Below are 19,049 nucleotides of genomic sequence, written 5' to 3' on the forward strand. Positions count from 1 at the left end.
AGGGGACGATGCAATGCCGATGATGAAGGGCGGTCAGCTGATCGCCGAGACGCTGGTGAAGGAGAAGGTGCCGTACGTGTTCGGAATTTGCGGGCACGGCAACGTCGGCATTCTCGACGCCCTCTACGACGTGCGCGACAAGCTGCAACTGGTGTCGCCGCGCCACGAGCAGTGCGCGGGCCACATGGCCGACGCGTACTACCGCGTGAAGCACCGGCCGGTCGCGACGCTCACGTCCACCGGCCCCGGCTCCGCGAACATGGTGATGTCGCTCGCGACCGCGCTGTCGGATTCGTCGGCGTTCATGGCGATCACCGCGAACGTGCCGACCTCGCAGCACAATCGCGGGCCGTTCCAGGAACTGTACAAGCACAACCAGGCCGATTTCGCGCAGGTGATGCGTCCGGTCGTGAAGCGCGCGTTCCAGCCGACGCGCGTGGACATGCTGCCGCTCGCGATGCGTCAGGCCATGGACACGATGGTCACGGGCCGTCCCGGCCCGGTGAATCTCGACATTCCCTACAACGTGTTCCAGGAAGAGGCCGATGTCGAGCTGCCGCCCGCCTCGCTGCTCGATCGTCCGGTGCGGCCCGGCGCGAGCGACGTCGATCTCGCCGCGGTGGTCGAACTGCTGGCGGCGGCCCGCAAGCCGGTGCTGTTCATCGGCCACGGCGCCACGCTGGCCGAGGCCGGCCCGGAGATCACCGAGTTGCAGCAGCGGCTGCGCATCCCGGTCATCACCTCGCCGAACGGCATGGGCGCGGTGCCCGCCGACGATGTGCTCACGCTCGGCTTCATCGGCCGCAACGGCGCGTTTCCGGCCAACGAGGCCGGCCGGCACGCGGATCTCGTGCTGACCATCGGCACGCGCTTCGACGATCGCTCGTCGTCGACCTGGCATCCGGGCTATTCGTGGAATTTCCCGAAGACGAAGCTCGTGCACGTGGATATCGATCCGCAGGAGCTCGGCCGCAACTACGCGACGGACGTCGGCATCGTGGCCGACGCGAAGGTCTTCACGCGGCAATTGCTCAACGCGCTGGCCGCGCGCCGCGACATCGACGCCGCGCGCTACGCCGCGTGGTCGGACGAGGTGCAGGGCTGGGTGCGCCAGTGGGAGACCTTCGTGCAGCCGCATTTCGGCGATTCGACGAGCCCGCTGCGGCCCGAATTCGTGGTCGGCACCTTGCAGAAGACGCTGCCCGACGATCTGATCCTGTCGCTCGATTCCGGCGTGCACCACAACTGGTTCATGCAGTTCTGGAAGCCGAAGCGCCCGCAAAGCATGCTCAACAGCTGGGGCTATTCGTCGATGGGCTTCGGCGTGTGCGGCATTCTCGGCGCGCAGCTGGCCGCGCCGGATCGCCCCTGCGTGGCCGTGGTCGGCGATGGCGGCTTCACCATGACGCCCTACGTGCTGTGCACGGCCGTCGAATACAACCTGCCGTGCGTCTGGGTCATCTGGAACAACTTCGCGTGGGGCGCGATCCGCGATCTGCAATACGGCCTGTTCGACGGCCGCGAGATCGGCACCGCGTTCTACAAGGGGCAAACCGGCGAGCGCTACAACCCGGATTTCGCCGCCTGGGCGCGCGCGTGCGGCGCGGACGGCACGACCGTGACGCGGCCGCAGGATCTCGGCGGCGCGATCGAACAGGCGATCGCGAACCGGCGCCCGTGCGTGATCGACGTGCACGTGGACGCCGAGGTGCGGCCGCCGTCGACCGGCACCTGGCAATTGCCGCCGATTCCGTACAAGGAGCCGATCTACGGCAAGCCGTTCCTCGCATGACGCACGAATAAAAGAGAGCCTGCGCCAACAGGCTCCGCAGCGCCGCGCGGGCACCTGACCAGGCGCGCGGCGCCGGTCCTCATACAGGAGACACATCATGACTTTCCGCCATCCGGGCGGGCGGGCAGGGCGTCGCTCGCTTGCCGTTCGCCACGCGTTCCACGCTTTTTCGGGCTGAGGACATCATGTTCGAATCGCTCGTTTCCCAATCCGCCAACGGCCTCGTGCTGGGCTTCGTCTACGTGCTGATCGCCGTGGGCCTGTCCATCACGTTCGGGCTGCTCGGCGTGATCAATTTCGCGCACGGCGCGTTCTTCGCACTCGGCGCCTACGTCGCCTATCAGCTGTTCCAGATGTTCGGCTGGCCCGCGGTGGTGCTCGCGCCGATCGTCGTCGGCGTGATCGGGATGGGGGTCGAGGTGGTCATCATCCGGCGGCTGTACGGGAAGGAGCCGCTGTCGAGCCTGATCGTCACGTTCGCGCTCGCCCTGCTGATCGAAGCCGTGATCCGCTTCTTCTGGGGCGCCGACGGCAAGCCGTTCAATCCCCCCGAATTCCTGTCGGGCATCGTCGAGGCCGGGCCGCTGCTGATCACCAAGTACCGCGTCGCGGTGCTGCTGGTGACGGTGGGCACGCTCGTCGCGCTGGCCGCGTTTCTCGCCTTCACGCCATACGGCCGGATCCTGCGCGCGGGCAGCCGCGATCCGGAGATGGTCGAGCTGCTCGGCATCAACCTGCCGCGCGTGCTGACCGGCGTGTTCGGCCTCGGCTGCGCGCTCGCCGCGATCGCCGGCGTGCTGGCCGCGCCGCTGTGGGCCGTCTCGCCGTCGATGTCGGCCAACGCGATCATGCCGGCCTTCGTGGTGGTCGCCATCGGCGGGCTCGGGTCGTTCCTGGGCGCGGTGGTGGCGGGGCTGGCGGTGGGCGTGGTCACCTCGGTCACGATCCAGTTTCAACCCGATGCGGCCGCCGCATCCATGTATGCGCTGATGTTCCTCGTGATGCTGCTGCGTCCGCGCGGGCTGTTCGGCGAAAAATGGGAGCGCTTCGAATGAGCCTGCGTACACAGACTGTTGCCGCGGACGGCGACGCGCCGGCGGCGCGCGGTATCGGGCTGCGCCCGATGCGCCATCCGATCGCCGTGATGGCGATCGTGCTGATCGCGATCTCGGGCGTCTCGCTGGCGCTCGGCATGCCGATCGACCGCATCACGCAGATCGCCATCTACACGCTGTATGCGATGGGGACCAACTTCCTGATCGGCTATCTCGGGCTGGTGCCGTTCGGCGCGTCGTTCTTCTTCGGCTGCTCGAGCTATGCGCTCGCGATCGGCTTCGGCGCCTACGGCGGCAACGAGATCGGCGGCGTGCTGGTGGCCGGCGCGTTTTCGGTCGTGCTGGCGCTCGTGGTGGGCGCGCTGATCCTGCGCCGCAAGGGGCTGTACTTCTCGCTGCTGACGCTGGCCTGCTCGCAGATCGCTTTCGAGATCGCCTACAAGTGGACGACCGTCACCGGCGGCGAAAACGGCCTGCAGAACATCGCGCGTCCGCTGTTCCGCTCGGCGCTGTCGTTCCACGTCTTCACGGTGGTGGTGGTGGTGGCGCTCTCGTGGCTGCTCTGGCGCGTCGCGCACGCGCCGTTCGGCCGCCTGATGCAGGCGCTGCGCGACAACGAGCAGCGCGTGACGAGCCTCGGCTACAACGTGTATTCCACGCGCCTGATCGCGCTGGTCATGGCCGGCGGCACGATCGGCGTGGCGGGCGGCCTGATGGCGCTGCTGCTGCAAGGGGTGTACGCGAACAACCTCAACTGGTCGCATGCGGGCGATCCGGTGCTGATGGCCGTGCTCGGCGGCGTGCACCAGTTTCTCGGGCCGCTGTGGGGCGCGATCGCCTTCATCGTGCTCGAGGACCGCCTGAGCGCGATCACGGAGAACTGGTGGCTGTTCTTCGCGCCGGTCATCATCCTGATGGCGCTGCTGTCGCCGGAAGGCATCCAGGGCTTCCTGCGCCGCTTCGGCAAGCGCTCGCCGTGGACGCTCACGCGCGACACCATTCCGGCGCGGCCCGCGCGCATCGCGCCGTATCGCCCGGCCGACGCCGGCGGCGATCCCGACCGCGCCGTGCTGTCGGTCGAAGGGCTGTCGAAGCGCTTCGGCTCGATCGTCACGCAGGACGGTATCTCGCTCGAGGTGAAGCGCAACCAGCTGCACAGCTTCATCGGGCCGAACGGGGCCGGCAAGACGACGTTCTTCAACATCCTCACCGGCTTCATCCTGCCCGACGGCGGCCGGATCGTGTTCGAGGGCGCGGACATCACGCAGATGCGTCCGCACCGCCGCGCGCGGCTCGGGCTGGCCCGCTCGTTCCAGATCCTCAGCGTGTTTCCGAACCTGTCGGCCTTCGAGAACGTGCGGATCGCGGTGCAGGCCTCGCGCGGGCAATATCGCGGCTTCTGGCGCGACGCCTATGCGAACGACGCCGACAACGCGCGCGTCTGGTCGCTGCTCGACGCGGTGGGGCTGGCCGATCGCGCGGCGGATCTGTGCGCGAATCTTTCGCACGGCGAAAAGCGCCTGCTCGAGATCGCGATGACGCTCGCCACCAGCGCGAAGCTGCTGCTGCTCGATGAGCCGCTCGCCGGCCTCGCGGAGTCGGACCGCAAGGTCGTCGCCGCGCTGATCCGCCGGCTGGCGGCCTCGCATGCGGTGCTGCTGATCGAGCACGACATCGATCGCGTGCTGGCGATGTCGGATCGCATCACCGTGCTGCATCAGGGCCGCCTGATCGCGGACGGCGCGCCCGCCGACGTCGCGCGCAATCCGCAGGTGATCAGCGCCTACCTCGGCGACGCGAGCGCCCACGCGCCGCAGCCGGTCGCGGGTGCCGCAGCCGGCGCCGCCAACGATGCGCCGCCGCGCGCGAAGCCGGCCGGCAAACCGCTGCTGCAACTGGAAGCCGTCAGCTCGGGCTACGGCGGCGGCATCGTGCTGGACGGCATCGACGTGACGGTGAACACGGGCGAAGTGGTTGCGCTGCTGGGCCGCAACGGCGTCGGCAAGACGACGCTACTGCGCACCATCACCGGCACGGTGCGCGCCAGTGCGGGCCGCGTGATGTTCGACGGCGCGGAGATCGGCGCGATGCGCCCGGATCTCATCAACCGCGCGGGCATTTCGCTCGTGCCGGAAGGCCGCCGGCTGTTCCCGAACCTCACTGTCCAGGAAAACCTCAAGCTCGCCGCGCGCTCGGGCGGCGCGCCGCTCGAGGAAATCTGCGAGCTGTTTCCGAAGCTGCGCATCCTGATGCGTTCGCGCGCCGCGAACCTGTCGGGCGGCGAGCGCCAGATGGTCGCCATCGCCCGCGCGCTGATGGTGCCGAGCAGCCTGATCCTGCTCGACGAGCCGTTCGAGGGGCTCGCACCGGCCGTCGTGCAGGAGGTGCGCGAGGCGGTGCGCAAGATCACGTCGCGGGCGAGCCTGGTGATCGTCGAGCATCACGCCGAATCGGTGCTGAGCATGGCCGATCGCGCCTACGTGCTGGTCAACGGCCGCGTCGCCTTCGGCGGCGACGCCCGGGTGCTCGAGGCCGACACCGCGCTGCAGGAGCGCCTGCTCGGCGTGAGCGCCGGCGATACCGACGAACTGCTTGCGAAGAGGACGGCATGACGGCGCGCCTGCTCAACCCCATCGGCGTGAACACCTACAGCTATCTGTGGACGACGCCCGCGCTCGACTGCGTGACGCGGCTCGCGGCGCTCGGCTACCGCGAATTCGAGCTGCTGGTGTCGCCGCCGCATCTGCTGCTCGACGAATTCACGGCGAGCGAGCGCCGGCGGTTCGCGGCGCAGGTGGCGCGCGACGGCATCGCGATCCGCTCGCTGAACGTGCCGAGCCTCGACCACAACCTCGCCAGTTCGATGCGGCGCATGCGCGAGTACTCGGTGCGGCTGTTCGTCGATGCGATCGATCTCGCCGCCGACCTGAACGCGACCTACCTCGTCGTCGTGCCGGGCCGCATGAGCCCGCTGTTCGCGCCGACGCAGGCGCTGCGCGAAACCTGGATGCGCGAGAGCCTCGATCCGCTGGTGGCGCATGCGGACAAGCGCGGCGTGAAGCTGGTGCTCGAGAACGTGCCGTTCGCCGCGTTCCCGGACGCGGCCACGATGGGCGCGTTCGTGCGCAGCTACGCCACGCCGACGCTGTCCGTCTGCTACGACGCGGCGAACGCCCATTTCATCGGCGAATCGCCGGCTCACGGATTGCGCGCGCTGGGCGACCTGGTCAGCCTCGTGCATCTGTCCGACACCACCCGGACGCATTGGAAGCACGACGAGATCGGCCTGGGCGATGTGCCGTTCGCCGAGATCCGCGCCGCGCTCGACGACATTCACTACAAGGGAACCTGCATGCTGGAAATCATTTCACCGGAGCCGGAAGGCGCAATCGCGCGCAGCCATCGCGCGATCGAAGGGCTCGGCTTCGCCGCGCCAGGCCAGCAGGGAGCGCAGGCATGAGCCGCGTTCTCGTGACCGGCGCGGGGGGGCTGCTGGGCCGCTTCGTGGTCGACGAACTGCTGAAGCACGGCCATCGCGTGCGCGGCTTCGACCGCCGCGCGGGCGCGGCGGACATCGAATGGATCGTCGCGGACGTGACCGACGCCGATGCCGTGCGCGGCGCGGTGGCCGGCGTGGATGCGGTGCTGCACATCGCGGCGGTGCCGAACATCTGGTCGGGCGACGGGGCCACGATCATGCGCGTGAACGTGCAGGGCACCTACAACCTGTTCGACGCCGCCGAAGCCGAAGGCATCCGGCGCGTGGTGTTCTGCTCGAGCGATTCGGTCGCCGGCTACACGGTGCGCGAAGGCCGGATGCTGCCGCCGCGCTACGCGCCGCTCGATCTCGCGCATCCGCTGCTGGCGACCGATCCGTATGCGATCAGCAAGGTGCTCGGCGAGGACATCGCGCAGGCCTATGCCCTGCGCGGCATGTCGGTGCTCGCGCTGCGCACGGTGTTCGTCGCGTATCCGGAAATGGAGGGCGAAATCGTGGCCCGCGCGAAGGATCCCGCGAACTACACGGCGCCCGTGGCCGGCGGCCCCTCGACGGCCGGCGGCGGGCCCCTCCATCACCACATCGATGCCCGCGATCTCGCCCGCGCGTTCCGCCTCGCGCTCGAATTGCCGATGCAGCCCGGCGAATTCGATCGCTTCTATCTGGCGTCGGGCGTGACGCTGTCGCCCGAGCCGACCGTCGAGCGCCTCAAGCGCCTGCACGGCGACGCGGTGGAAATTCGCGATCCCGATTATTACCGGAGCAATCCGTACGCCCCGCTCTACGACCTGACGCACGCGAAGGAACGCCTGGGCTTCGTGCCCGAATTCGACCTGCGCCATCTGCTTGCCGGCTTGCCCGGCTTCGAGAACTGACATGCCCACGATCATTCCCAACGAAACGCACTACCGGAACGCGGCGAAAGAGAAGCAGGCCGTGACGCGCAATCTCGCCGAGCTTCGCTGGATTCAATATCCGGGGCACTTCGAGCAGGCGCTGTCGAAAGCGATCGTCACGCCGGAAACCACCGGCAGCCGCTTCTTCGATCACCGCATTTCCTGCTACGAGCCGGGCGCGTACGTGCAGAACCACGTGCACAAGGTGCAGGAGCAGATCTACCACGTGCTGTCCGGCGAGGGCGTGTTGACCGTCGACGGCGAACGCCGTCTCGTGCGCGCCAACGACGTCACCTACATTCCGCCCGGCGTCGAGCACGAGTTTCATTGCACGGGCACCGACACGCTGGTGTTTCTCGTCATCACCAGCCCGCCGACGGACGAAGAACCGCAGCCGCTCTGACATCGACAAGGAACCCGAACGATGAAGAAGATTCTGGTCACCGGCGCGAGCGGATGGCTCGGCGCCGAAATCGTGACGACGCTGCTGGCGCGCGGCGATGCCGTGGTCGCGACCGACATCGGTGTGGGGCCGGCGTTGCAGGCGCTGGCCTCGCGCCACAAGGAACAGCTCGTCACCGCCACCGCCGATCTGTGCGAATGGCCGGAGGTGCTGCGCTTGTTCACCGCGCACCAGCCCGACGCGGTGATTCACGCGGCGGCGATCGTCGGCGTGATCCAGTGCGCCGACATTCCGCTGAAGGCCAACCGCGTGAATGTGGAAGGCTCGATCAACCTGTTCGAGGCGATGCGCCTGTCCGGCGTGAAGCGCGTCGTGCATGTCAGCACGGAAGAGACGTACGGCGATTTCCTGTCGCCGCTGATCGACGAGGAGCATCCGCAGAAGCCGGTCAGCGTCTATGGCGCGACCAAGCTCGCAGTCGAGCATTTCGGCCGCATGTATTCGCGCGATCACGGCCTCGAATGCATCAACGTGCGCACCTGCTGGGTGTACGGGCCGCATCTGCCGCGGCTGCGCGTGCCGCGCACGTTCGTCGAAGCCGCGCTGCGCGGCGAGGCGCTGCATGCCGAGGACGGCGCGGAGCTGGCCGTCGATCAGGTGTATATCGCCGACACGGTGGCCGGCATCCTGCTGGCGCTCGACAAGCAAACGCATCGTTACGAGAGCTACAACGTGGCGACCGGCGTGGCGCCGACCATCGCGGACGTGGCGCAGGCCGTCAACAACGCGATTCCGGGTGCGCGGATCACCGTAGGCAGCCGCGGGCCGTACCGGCATGGCGGCGTCGTGCTGAGCGCGACGAAGGGCGCACTCGATATCTCGCGTGCGCGCACCGAACTCGGCTATGAGCCGCAATACGACCTGCAGCGCGGCATCGAGGCGACCATCGAAGCCACGCGCAAGGTAATGGGAGAACAACGATGAAACCTCTGGCACTCGTTTTTGGCGGCTCGCGCGGGATCGGCGCGGCCTGTGTCGACGCACTTGTCGAGAGCGGCTCGGATGTGGCCTTCACGTACACGCGCGAAGCCCCCTCGGACGCGAACGCGAATGCGCGCGGCTACGCGGTCGATATCCGCGACGCCGCGGCCGTCGATGCCGTGTTCGCCCGCGTGAAGGAAGATTTCGGCCGCGGCGTGACCGCCGTGGTGGCCAATGCCGGCATCAACGTGCCGCCCGCGCCGCTCGCGCAGTTCCCGGACGACGCGTTCCGCAAGCTCGTCGAGGTGAACATCGTCGGCGCGTTCAACGTGCTGCGCGCGGCGGCGCGCGAGGTCGCCGACGACGGCGCGATCGTCGCGCTGACGACCTCGCTCGTGCGTCATGCGGTGCCCGGCGTCGGCCCATACAGCGCGACGAAGGCCGCCGTCGAATGCCTCGTGCGCTCGATGGCGAAGGAGCTCGCCGCGCGGCGCGTGCGCGTGAACGCGGTCGCGCCCGGCCCCATCGACACGGACCTGTTCCGCGCCGGCAAGACCGACGAGGCGAAAGCGCGCTCGGCGGCGATGAGCCCGCTGAACCGCATCGGCTCGCCGGCCGAGGTGGCCGAGGTGGTCGCGTTCCTGCTGTCGGGCAAGGCGTCGTGGGTCGACGGGCAGATCGTGCAGACCAACGGCGGCATGGTCTGAGGCCGGCATGCTGACCCGTCATCGCCATACGCCTCCCGCCGCGGAAACCGTCGACGTGCTCGTGGTCGGCGGCGGCGGGGCCGGACTCGCGGCGGCCATCGAGGCCGCCGAGGCCGGGGCGCGCGTCGTGCTGCTCGAGAAGAACGACGCGCCGGGCGGATCGACGTCCTGGTCGATCGGCTCGGTGAGCGCGTCGCAGACGCCGCATCAGCGCGCGCACGGCATCGACGACACGCCGCTCGCGCACTGGGAAGACATGCCGGGCTTCGCCGGCGATCTCGCGCCGCGCGACAACGCCGCGCTGCGCCGGGTGCTCTGCGATGCGATGCCCGACACGTTCCAGTGGCTGCTCGACAGCGGCGTGCGCTTCATGGGGCCGATGCCGGAGCCGCCGCATCGCGTGCCGCGCATGCACAACGTGCTGCCGAATTCGCGCTCGTTCATCTATCACCTGACGCGCCGCGCGAAGCGCGCCGGCGTGGATCTCCGCGTGCACGCCCGGGTGACCGAGCTCGTGTTCGAGGACGACGCCGTGCGCGGCGTGATGGTCGAGCAGCACGCCGCGACGCGCCGGATCGATGCGCGCGGCGGCGTGATTCTCGCAGCCGGCGATTTCACCAACAGCCCGGCGTTGAAGGCGCGCTTCATGGGCGCGCAGGAAGCCAAGGTCGCCGCGGTCAACGCCACCGCCACGGGCGACGGCCAGCGCATGGCCGAGCCGCTCGGCGCGCGCATCGTCAACGGCGATCTGGCGCTCGGCCCGGAAATCCGCTTCATCGCGCCGGCGAAGGAGAACTTCGTTCGGCGCCTGCCGCCATGGCGTTCGCTCGCCGCCGTCATGCAGTGGTCGATGCAGCACGTGCCCGACGCGATCCTGCGCCCGTTCCTGATGAAGTTCCTGACCACCGCGCTCGCACCGTCGCTGGCGCTGTTCGAGGACGGCGCGATTCTCGTCAACGCGCGCGGCGAACGCTTCGGCGCGGAAACCGATCGGCCCGCGTTCCGCCTGCCCGATCAGCCGGACGGCATCGGCTACATCGTGATCGATGCGCGCATCGCCGAGCGTTACACGGCGTGGCCGCATTTCATCTCGACCGCGCCGGGCGTGGCCTATGCGTATCTCGACGATTACCGGCGCAATCGGCCCGATGTCTATCGCGAGGCGGAGACGGTCGACGGTCTGGCCGCCGCGACCGGCATGGACGCGCGGCGGCTGGCCGAGAGCATCGCGCATCTCGGCGGCCCGGGTGGTGCGTCACGGGCGCCGTTCGTGGCGCTCGGCCCGGTGCGCGCGGTGTTCGTGCATGCGGAAGGCGGCTTGATGGTCGATACGGAACATCGCGTGACGGATGCCGCCAACGCGCCGATCCCGGGCCTGCTGGCGGCCGGCTCGACGGGGCAGGGCGGCTTGCTGCTGAAGGGCCATGGCCATCATCTCGCGTGGGCGTTCGCCTCGGGGCGCCGCGCGGGACGGCTGGCGGCGCGCAGCGCGCGCGACGGCGCTGGCGCTGGCGTGGCGGCGCCCGAGCCTGCGAAGGCCGGCGCATGAAACGGCAATCGTCAGGCTTCGTCGCGATGCGGCGGCACGGCGTCGAACTCGGGTTCGAGGTCGCCCAGTTCGGGCACTTCGCCCGGCGCGATCAGGCGCACGCCCTGCCACGCCTCGCTGTCGATCAGCGTGCGCGCGACGTGTTTCAGCTCGTCGCGCACGATGGCTGCCGCATGCGAGAGCTTTTCGGGCGCCAGCGCGTAAAGGTAGTTGCGCCGCAGCATCTGCGCGTCCGAAATGCGCACGCAGCGCCAACGCTCGGGCGCGTTCTCGAGCGCATGGACGGCGGCCATCGGCTTGATCGTCGCGCCGATGCCGTCGGCCACGCAATGCATCAGCAGCGGCAGCGAATCGATTTCCGCGACCGGATCGACGGTCAGGTTCACGCGATCGAATTCCAGCACGATGCGGCGACGCAAGCCGTGCCCGGGGCTCGGCAGGATCAGCGGCAGCTTCGCCAGTTCGGCCAGCGAGATGTCGCGTCGATCCGCGGGATGCAGCGTGCTGTCGCGCGGCACGATCATGAACAGCTCTTCCTCGAGCAGGGCCTCGACGGTCAGATCGAGGGCGGCCGTGGTGCTGAAGAGAATGGCGAGATCGAGTTCGCCGAGGCGCGTCATGTGTTCGAGATGGCCGGACAGCGCCTCGACCACGTTGAGCATGATGCCGGGGTATTTCGCGTTCAGGTGCTTGATGAGCGGCAGGCCGATCGCGCAGACGGTGGTGGGCGCCATGCCGAGGTTCACGCGCCCGCTGACGTTGGAATGCTCGCGCCGCGCGACGGAAACCGCCTGATCGAGCTGGCGCAGGATGAAGCGCGCGTGGTGATACAGCGCCTCGCCGTTGTCGGTCGGCGTCACGCCACGCGACGAGCGCACCAGCAGCGGCTTGCCGACTTCGTCCTCGAGCCGCGTCATTTGCTGACTGAGCGCGGGCTGCGCGATGAACAGTTGCCGGGAGGCTTTCGACAAGCTGCCGCTCTCGACGATCTGCACGAAGTACTTCAACTGACGCATGTCCATGTATGACCCCAAGGCGGCGCGCACGCGCACCGCATGTCTCCTTTATTGGACGTAACCCATGTCGACTGCAAGCGAGGCTTTTGCAAGTGAGGATGAGGCGGCGTTGCCGATCGAGCTGCGGCAACTGCGCTATTTCGTCCGGGCGGTGGAACTAGGCAGTATAAGGCGGGCGGCCGCGGAATTGGGAATCGCGGCGAGTGCGTTCGCGCACGATCTGGATCGCCTCGAAGCGCAGCTCGCCACGCAACTCGTTCGCCGTACCCGCAACGGGCTGATTCCGACCGATGCCGGTTTCGCGTTCCTGCGCCACGCGCAATTGACGTTGCAGCACGCGATGGATGCCGTGGAAGCCGCGCGCCGCCAGCGTCTGGTCGGACACGTGAGCGTCGGGCTGCCGCCGAGCACGGCGGCGATTCTCGGCGTGCCGTTTCTGGCCGCGATGCGCGAGCGGCACCCGGACCTGCGCGTGCATCTGGTCGAGGCGCTGTCCGGCCATCTGGCGGCCATGCTCGACGCGCGCCAGCTCGATCTCGCGCTCGTCGCGCGCGGCGGCGCGACGCGGCGCTGGCGGCTCTCGCCGCTGATCGACGAACGCGTCTATCTGATCGGACGCGAGGACATGCCCGGCTTTCCGCAACAGGACGTCGTGAGCCTGGCCGATCTCGGGCCGTTGCCGCTCGTGATGCCGAGCGGTTCGCACGGCCTGCGTTCGCTGCTCGATCTCGCGTTCGCACGCGTGGGCGTGCAGCCGACCATCGCCTACGAAATCGACGGGCTCGCGTTGCTGATGGATGCCGTCTGCGCGGGGCTCGGCGCGACGCTGCAGCCCGGTTGCGTCGCCAGCCGCGAGCCGGGCCGCAGCCTGCGCGCGTGCCTGATCGCGGATTCCGATGCGCGCCGCCAGACCATGATCGCGAGCCAGGGCATCGACGAGCTGTCGCCGGCGGCGCTGGCCGCGCGCGTCGTGATCCACGATGTCGCGCGCGAACTCACGCAGGCCGGGCGCTGGCTCGGCACGACGTACCACGAACTCAATACGGAATACGAAGAAACATGATCGATGTGCTCGTGATCGGCGGCGGCAACGCCGCGCTGTGCGCCGCCCTGATGGCGCTGGAGGCAGGCGCGAGCGTCCTGATCCTCGAAGCCGCGCCGCGCGAATGGCGCGGCGGCAATTCAATGCACACGCGCAATCTGCGCTGCATGCACGATGCGCCGCAGGACGTCCTCGTCGAAGCCTATCCGGAGGAGGAGTTCTGGCAGGATCTGCTGAAGGTGACCGGCGGCGCGACCAACGAAGTGCTCGCGCGGCTGGTGATTCGCGCCTCGTCCACCTGCCGTCCGTGGATGCGCAAGCATGGCGTGCGGTTTCAGCCGTCGCTGTCGGGCGCGCTGCATACGGCGCGCACCAACGCGTTCTTCATGGGCGGCGGCAAGGCGCTCGTCAACGCCTATTACCGCAGTGCCGAGGCGCTCGGCGCACGCGTGCGCTACGACGCGCCGGTCGACCGCCTCGAATTGCGCGACGGCCGCTTCGTCGCGGCCCAGGTGGGCGGCGAACGGATCGAGGCGCGGTCGTGCGTGCTCGCGGCGGGCGGCTTCGAGTCGAATCGCGAATGGCTGCGCGAAGCGTGGGGGCAAAACGCGGCGGGCGAATGGACGGCCGACAACTTTCTGATCCGCGGCACGCGCTTCAATCGGGGCACGTTGCTGCGCTTCATGATCGACGCCGGCGCCGACACGATCGGCGATCCGACCCAGGCCCACATGGTCGCGATCGATGCGCGCGCACCGTTGTACGACGGCGGCATCTGCACGCGGATCGATTGCGTGTCGCTCGGCGTGGTCGTGAATCGCGACGCGCGGCGCTTCTACGACGAAGGCGAGGATTTCTGGCCGAAGCGCTATGCGATCTGGGGGCGTCTCGTCGCGCAGCAGCCGCAACAGGTGGCGTATTCGATCATCGACGCCAAGGCCGTGGGCCGCTTCATGCCGCCGGTGTTTCCGGGCACCCGGGCGAACACGTTGCCGGAGCTGGCGCGCGCGCTGAAGCTCGACGAAGCCCGTTTCATGGAGACGCTGAACGCCTACAACGCGGCCTGCCGCGTCGGCAGCTTCAATCACACGACGCTGGACGATTGCATCACCGAAGGGCTGACGCCGCCGAAAACACACTGGGCGCGCCCGATCGATACCGCGCCGTTCTACGGCTACGCGTTGCGCCCCGGCGTGACGTTCACCTATCTCGGCCTGAAGGTCGACGACACCGCGGCCGTTCGCTTCAACGACGAGCCGAGCCCGAACCTGTTCGTCGCGGGGGAAATGATGGCGGGCAACGTGCTGGGCAAGGGCTATACGGCGGGTGTCGGCATGAGCATCGGCACCGCGTTCGGGCGGATCGCGGGCGAGCGCGCGGCGCTGGCCGCATTGAAGGAGCGTGAACATGCAGCAGCTTGAGGCTTTGACGCGGGAAGCGAGCGCGCTGGCACGCGGCGAATCGCGTGTCATCCCGATCCATAGTTTGTCCGATTCGGAAGGCGAGGTGGCGCGCGTGCTGCAGATCTGCAATGCGTGCCGCTACTGCGAGGGCTTTTGCGCCGTGTTTCCGGCGATGACGCGGCGCATCGAATTCGGCAAGGCCGACATCCACTACCTGGCGAATCTGTGCCACAACTGCGGCGCGTGCCTGCATGCGTGCCAATATGCGCCGCCGCACGAATTCGCGGTGAACGTGCCGCGCGCGATGGCCAAGGTGCGTCTGATGACCTACACGGATTACGCATGGCCGCCGGCATTCGGTGCGCTGTACCGGCGTAATGGCCTGACCTTGTGTCTCGCGCTCGTGCTCGGGCTGTCGCTGTTCCTGATGCTCGGCGTCGCCGCGAACGGCTCGCTGTGGGGCGCGGTGCCGGGCGGGTTTTACGGCATCTTCCCGCACAACCTGCTGGCCGGCATCTTCGGCCCGGTGTTCCTGTTCGCGATGCTCGCGCTGGGCATCGGCGTGCGGCGGTTCTGGCGCGAGGAGGCGCCAGGCCCGGCGTCGAAGGCGGCGGTCGGCGAGTCCGTGCACAACGTGCTGAAGCTGAAATACCTCGACGGCGGCCACGGCGAGGGATGCAACAACGCGGACGATGCGTTCACGCATGCGCGGCGGCGTTTCCATCATCTGACGTTCTACGGCTTCCTGTCGTGCTTTGCCTCGACCTCGACGGCCACGCTCTATCACTACGCGTTCGGCTGGCATGCGCCTTACGACTTCACGAGCTTGCCGAAACTGTTCGGCATTGCCGGGGGCGTGATGCTGGCGTTCGGCACGGCGGGCCTGTTCGCGCTCAATCTGCGTCGCCATGCGCTGCAGCAGGACCCCGATCAGAAGCCGATGGATCGCGGCTTCATCGCACTGCTGTTCCTGACGGCAACCAGCGGGCTCGCGCTGATGCTGGCGCGCGGCGGCAGCGCCTTGCCGGTGACGCTGTGCGTCCATCTCGGCTGCGTGATCGCCTTGTTCGCCACTTTGCCTTACGGGAAGTTCGCGCATGGAATCTTCCGGTCGGCTGCGTTGCTGAAGTGGTCGATCGAGCGCCGGCAGCCGAGCAAGTTGCAGTTGGGGGATGACTGAGCGGAGCCGGCCGCTTCGGGGTCGGACGGCAATGCTGAGTATTGCTGAGGATGCGGCGACGCCGCGCGACGGCCGTCAATCGTATGACGATATTCCCGGGCTGCCCGACCGGCAGGGCACATCGATGCAAAAGGGGCGGCCGAGGCCGCCCCTTTTTTCACGCGTTCCGGTTGGCGTGCGCGCGGCTTACGCGGCCCACTCGCTGACCATCGGCGTGTCGATCGCCGGCGCGCGTTCCGCTTCCTCGAACGTGCGCTTGCTGCACACGGTGTCGAGCGGCGGGCGGCCCGAGCCGTTCAGCAGCGGGCAGCGGTCGAAGACTTCGGCCACCCAATCGACGAACACGCGCACCTTCGGCGACAGATGCCGGCTGTGCGGATACACCACCGAAATCGGCATCGGCAGCGGCTTGTAGCCGGTCAGCACTTCCTTCAACTGGCCCGAGCGCAACTGCGGCAGCACCATGAACAGCGGCGGCTGGATCAGCCCGAAGCCTTCGATGCCGCAGGTGACGTAGGCGTCCGCGTCGTTGACCGACACCACGCCTTCCATCTTGACCTCGACCTCCTTGCCGTCGATCAGGAACGCCCAATCGATGTTGCGGCCGGTGCGGCTCGAAAAATAATTGACGGCGCGGTGATCGGCCAGATCGTCGATCGAACGCGGCTCGCCGTAGCGCGACAGATACGCCTTCGAGGCCACCGTTACGCCTTCGAACAGGCCGACGCGGCGCGCCACCAGCGAGGAATCCTGCAGGGCGCCCACCCGGATCACGCAATCGACGCCTTCCTGCAGCAGGTCGACGGGGCGATCCGACAGGCCGAGCTGCAGATCGATGTCGGGATAGCGCTCGCGGAATTCGTTCAGCGAAGGGATCACCACGAGCCGCCCGAGCGAGCCGGGCATGTCGACGCGCAGCTTGCCGTGCGGCTTGCGGTTGTTGATCTGGAAGCTCGCCTCGGTTTCCTCGACCTCGGCCAGGATGCGGATGCAGCGCTCGTAGTACGCCGCGCCATCCGGCGTCAGCGACAGGCGGCGCGTGGTCCGGTGCATCAGGCGCACGCCGAGGAATGCTTCGAGGTTCTGAATGATCGTCGTGACGGACGCGCGCGGCAGGCTCAAGGTTTCCGCTGCCTTCGTGAAGCTGTTCGTGTCGACGACGCGTGTGAAGACCTGCATCGCTTGAAGACGGTCCATCGCTTTACCTCCGGGATTGTTCGGCCCCGATCGGCCTGTTCGACGCCGCTTATGAGCACGTCTGTCCGCCGATTGTTCAAAGCCCCTGAATTGTGTTGCCGGATTATAGGCATTTATCCTGATGTCTGCCGGACCCAGAATGCGCTCCATCTTGCAAATGGACGCGCTTTGGCGCCTGACTCATGGATGCATCCGGTTTTCGCAATCTGCTGAATTCCGCTCCGGCCGCGCCGGAGCGGGCTGGCACGTCGCTCGCGGTATCCGATGTCGAAATCGAGGGCCACGCCCAGGACATCGTGCTGCGGCTGTATCGCCGGCCCGACAAGACCGGATTGCCAGTAGTGCTTTATTTCCACGGCGGCGGTTTCGTTCGCGGCTCGCTGGCCGATGCGGACTTCGCCGCGCGCTTTCTCGCCGAGCGGCTGCCCGCGCTCGTGGTGTCCGTCGATTATTCGCTGGCGCCGAAACATCCGTTTCCGGCCGCGCCGGAAGATGCCTATCGTGCGGCCCGCTGGGTCGAGGCCCGGGCGCGCGCGTTCGGCGGCAATCCGCGCCGGATCGCGGTGGCCGGCCACGACGCGGGCGGCCAGCTCGCCAATTGTCTGGCGTTTATCGCCCGCGATCGCGGCGACGTGAACATCGTGGCTCAGGCCCTGTTTGGGCCGATGCTCGATCCAAGCATGACGCGCATGGGCGACGAGCGCCAGCTCGCCTCCGACATCACCGCCAAGGAGTGCGCGGCCAGCTATCGCGCCTACCTGCCGCAACCGGCGCAGCGCATGCACCCGTATGCCGCGCCGCTCGAATCGGCGCGGCTCGCGAAGCTGCCGGCCACGCTGATCGCCACCGCGCAGAACGACGTGCTGCATGTGGAGGCCGAGCGCTACGCGGCCCGCCTGATCGAGGCCGGCGTGCTGGTGCAGGTGATTCGTTATCCCGACGTTACGCACGCGGAGCTGGGCGGCTATGCGCCCGCGCTGCAGGAGGCCGTGCGCTTCCTGACCTGCCGCTTCCAGGCTCACGCCAACGATTGATTCATCCAATTCCAACGCAACCGGAGATCTTCATGTCCATCCTACGTACTCCTCGCTCCCGCATCGCGGTTGCCGCGTTGGCCGTCGTCGTCGCGATCGGCGGCGGCGCGTTCGGCGTGATCCACGCAAGCGCGAGCGCCCCGCAGAACGCCGCGCCGCCGCTGCAGGAAGTCGACGTCGCCAACGTGCTGGCGAAGACGATCACCGACTGGCAGACCTACTCGGGCCGCCTCGAGGCGATCGACCGCGTCGAGGTGCGGCCGCTCGTGTCGGGCACCATCGTGTCGGTCAACTTCAAGGACGGCGCGCTGGTCAAGAAGGGCGACACGCTGTTCGTGATCGATCCGCGCCCGTATCAGGCCGAGGTCGACCGCACCGCCGCGCAACTGGCCGCCGCGCAGGCGCGCGACGGTTATGCGCAAACCGATTGGCAGCGCGCCCAGCGCCTGATCGGCGACAACGCGATCGCCAAGCGCGACTACGACGAGAAGCAGAACGCCGCGCGCGAATCGGCCGCCAACGTGAAGGCCGCCGCCGCCGCGCTCGAGGCCGCCAAGATCAACCTCGGCTACACGCGCATCGTCGCGCCGTTCTCGGGCCGAGCCTCGCGCGCCGAGATCACGCTCGGCAACGTCGTGTCGGCCGGCGCATCGGCCGCGCCGCTGACCACCGTGGTGTCGGTGTCGCCGATCTACGCCTCGTTCGACGCCGACGAGCAAACCTACCTGCGCTATATCGGCAGCCAGCGCGACGGCCGCCGCGTGCCGGTGGATCTGGGCCTGGCCAACGAAACCGGCTATTCGCGCACCGGCGTGATCGATTCGGTCGACAACCGGCTCGATACCTCGTCGGGCACGATCCGCGTGCGCGCGCGCTTCGACAACGCCGACGGCACGCTGGTGCCGGGCCTGTACGCGCGGATCAAGGTCGACGGCAGCGCGCCGCACCCGGCCCTGCTGGTGGACGACGCCGCGATCAACACCGATCAGGCGAAGAAGTTCGTGTTCGTGCTCGACAAGCAGGATCGCGTGACCTACCGCGAAGTGCAGATCGGCGCGCAGCACGGCAACCAGCGCGTGATCGTCGGCGGCCTGCAGGCGAGCGACCGGGTGGTGGTCAACGGCACGCAGCGCGTGCGTCCGGGCGAGCAGGTGAAGGTGCACATGGTGCCGATGACGGGCGGCGGCGACGGCGATTCGGCCACGCCGGTGGCGGACGCCACGAAGCCCGCGAGCGGCCGCGCGCAGTCGTGACGGGGGCTGCCAGCCCCGTCGCCACTCGCACAAAACCAGACA

General features: G+C 68.3%; 16 protein-coding genes. 14 read left to right on the top strand and 2 right to left on the bottom strand.

Features of this window, described 5'->3' with window-relative positions; translation table 11 throughout:
- Positions 1-13 precede the first annotated feature (13 nt).
- The 9 genes from G3N92_RS04125 to G3N92_RS04165 all read left to right on the top strand — a co-directional run bounded on the left by G3N92_RS04125 (position 14) and on the right by G3N92_RS04165 (position 10,882).
- Entirely contained in the window at positions 14-1,792 is a 1,779-nt protein-coding gene (locus tag G3N92_RS04125; protein ID WP_206126181.1) for a thiamine pyrophosphate-binding protein, read from the top strand.
- A gap of 185 nt (positions 1,793-1,977) precedes the next feature.
- Positions 1,978-2,847: a branched-chain amino acid ABC transporter permease gene (locus tag G3N92_RS04130; protein ID WP_206126182.1), complete on the top strand. Its 870-nt coding sequence runs from the start codon at positions 1,978-1,980 to the stop codon at positions 2,845-2,847.
- Positions 2,844-5,459: a branched-chain amino acid ABC transporter ATP-binding protein/permease gene (locus G3N92_RS04135; protein ID WP_206126183.1), complete on the top strand. Its 2,616-nt coding sequence runs from the start codon at positions 2,844-2,846 to the stop codon at positions 5,457-5,459. The genes G3N92_RS04130 and G3N92_RS04135 overlap by 4 nt, the downstream gene beginning before the upstream one ends.
- Positions 5,456-6,307: a sugar phosphate isomerase/epimerase family protein gene (locus tag G3N92_RS04140; protein ID WP_206126184.1), complete on the top strand. Its 852-nt coding sequence runs from the start codon at positions 5,456-5,458 to the stop codon at positions 6,305-6,307. The genes G3N92_RS04135 and G3N92_RS04140 overlap by 4 nt, the downstream gene beginning before the upstream one ends.
- Positions 6,304-7,221 carry an NAD(P)-dependent oxidoreductase gene (locus G3N92_RS04145; RefSeq protein WP_206126185.1) on the top strand — a complete coding sequence of 306 codons (918 nt, stop codon included), beginning with the start codon at positions 6,304-6,306 and terminating at the stop codon, positions 7,219-7,221. Before G3N92_RS04140 ends, G3N92_RS04145 begins: the two co-directional genes overlap by 4 nt.
- Position 7,222: 1 nt before the next feature.
- Complete coding sequence (locus G3N92_RS04150; RefSeq protein WP_206126186.1) at positions 7,223-7,645, top strand: cupin domain-containing protein; 423 nt, start codon at positions 7,223-7,225, stop codon at positions 7,643-7,645.
- Between the two features lie 21 nt (positions 7,646-7,666).
- Positions 7,667-8,629, top strand: coding sequence for an NAD(P)-dependent oxidoreductase (locus G3N92_RS04155; RefSeq protein ID WP_206126187.1), 963 nt, complete (start codon positions 7,667-7,669; stop codon positions 8,627-8,629).
- Complete coding sequence (locus G3N92_RS04160) at positions 8,626-9,333, top strand: SDR family oxidoreductase (RefSeq protein WP_206126188.1); 708 nt, start codon at positions 8,626-8,628, stop codon at positions 9,331-9,333. Before G3N92_RS04155 ends, G3N92_RS04160 begins: the two co-directional genes overlap by 4 nt.
- 7 nt (positions 9,334-9,340) lie before the next feature.
- Positions 9,341-10,882, top strand: a complete 1,542-nt coding sequence (locus tag G3N92_RS04165; RefSeq protein WP_206126189.1) for an FAD-dependent oxidoreductase — start codon at positions 9,341-9,343, stop codon at positions 10,880-10,882.
- 11 nt (positions 10,883-10,893) lie between these two features.
- On the opposite strand, the gene G3N92_RS04170 is transcribed toward G3N92_RS04165, so the two are convergent.
- The gene (locus G3N92_RS04170; RefSeq protein WP_206126190.1) at positions 10,894-11,904 is read right to left on the bottom strand and encodes a LysR substrate-binding domain-containing protein; all 1,011 of its coding nucleotides are present in this window, start codon (positions 11,902-11,904) and stop codon (positions 10,894-10,896) included.
- Between the two features lie 109 nt (positions 11,905-12,013).
- Between G3N92_RS04170 and G3N92_RS04175 the strand changes: the two genes are divergently transcribed.
- The 3 genes from G3N92_RS04175 to tcuB are packed head-to-tail and all read left to right on the top strand — an operon-like array spanning position 12,014 to position 15,523.
- A complete protein-coding gene (locus G3N92_RS04175; RefSeq protein WP_206126202.1) occupies positions 12,014-12,961 on the top strand; it encodes a LysR family transcriptional regulator in 948 nt (315 codons plus the stop codon).
- On the top strand, positions 12,958-14,361 hold the full coding sequence (gene tcuA / locus G3N92_RS04180) for an FAD-dependent tricarballylate dehydrogenase TcuA (protein ID WP_206126191.1): 1,404 nt from the start codon (positions 12,958-12,960) through the stop codon (positions 14,359-14,361). The genes G3N92_RS04175 and tcuA overlap by 4 nt, the downstream gene beginning before the upstream one ends.
- Positions 14,348-15,523 carry a tricarballylate utilization 4Fe-4S protein TcuB gene (gene tcuB / locus G3N92_RS04185; protein ID WP_206126192.1) on the top strand — a complete coding sequence of 392 codons (1,176 nt, stop codon included), beginning with the start codon at positions 14,348-14,350 and terminating at the stop codon, positions 15,521-15,523. The genes tcuA and tcuB overlap by 14 nt, the downstream gene beginning before the upstream one ends.
- Before the next feature lie 186 nt (positions 15,524-15,709).
- On the opposite strand, the gene G3N92_RS04190 is transcribed toward tcuB, so the two are convergent.
- Positions 15,710-16,720 carry a LysR family transcriptional regulator gene (locus G3N92_RS04190; RefSeq protein ID WP_206126193.1) on the bottom strand — a complete coding sequence of 337 codons (1,011 nt, stop codon included), beginning with the start codon at positions 16,718-16,720 and terminating at the stop codon, positions 15,710-15,712.
- Positions 16,721-16,902: 182 nt separating this feature from the next.
- Here G3N92_RS04190 and G3N92_RS04195 point away from each other — a divergent pair, with 182 nt between their 5' ends.
- Both G3N92_RS04195 and G3N92_RS04200 read left to right on the top strand, forming a co-directional pair.
- Positions 16,903-17,754, top strand: coding sequence for an alpha/beta hydrolase (locus tag G3N92_RS04195; RefSeq protein WP_206126194.1), 852 nt, complete (start codon positions 16,903-16,905; stop codon positions 17,752-17,754).
- Between the two features lie 32 nt (positions 17,755-17,786).
- Positions 17,787-19,007 carry an efflux RND transporter periplasmic adaptor subunit gene (locus G3N92_RS04200; protein ID WP_206126195.1) on the top strand — a complete coding sequence of 407 codons (1,221 nt, stop codon included), beginning with the start codon at positions 17,787-17,789 and terminating at the stop codon, positions 19,005-19,007.
- Positions 19,008-19,049: the final 42 nt, after the last annotated feature.

This window comes from Burkholderia sp. Ac-20379 (genome assembly GCF_017104645.1).
GTDB lineage: Bacteria > Pseudomonadota > Gammaproteobacteria > Burkholderiales > Burkholderiaceae > Burkholderia.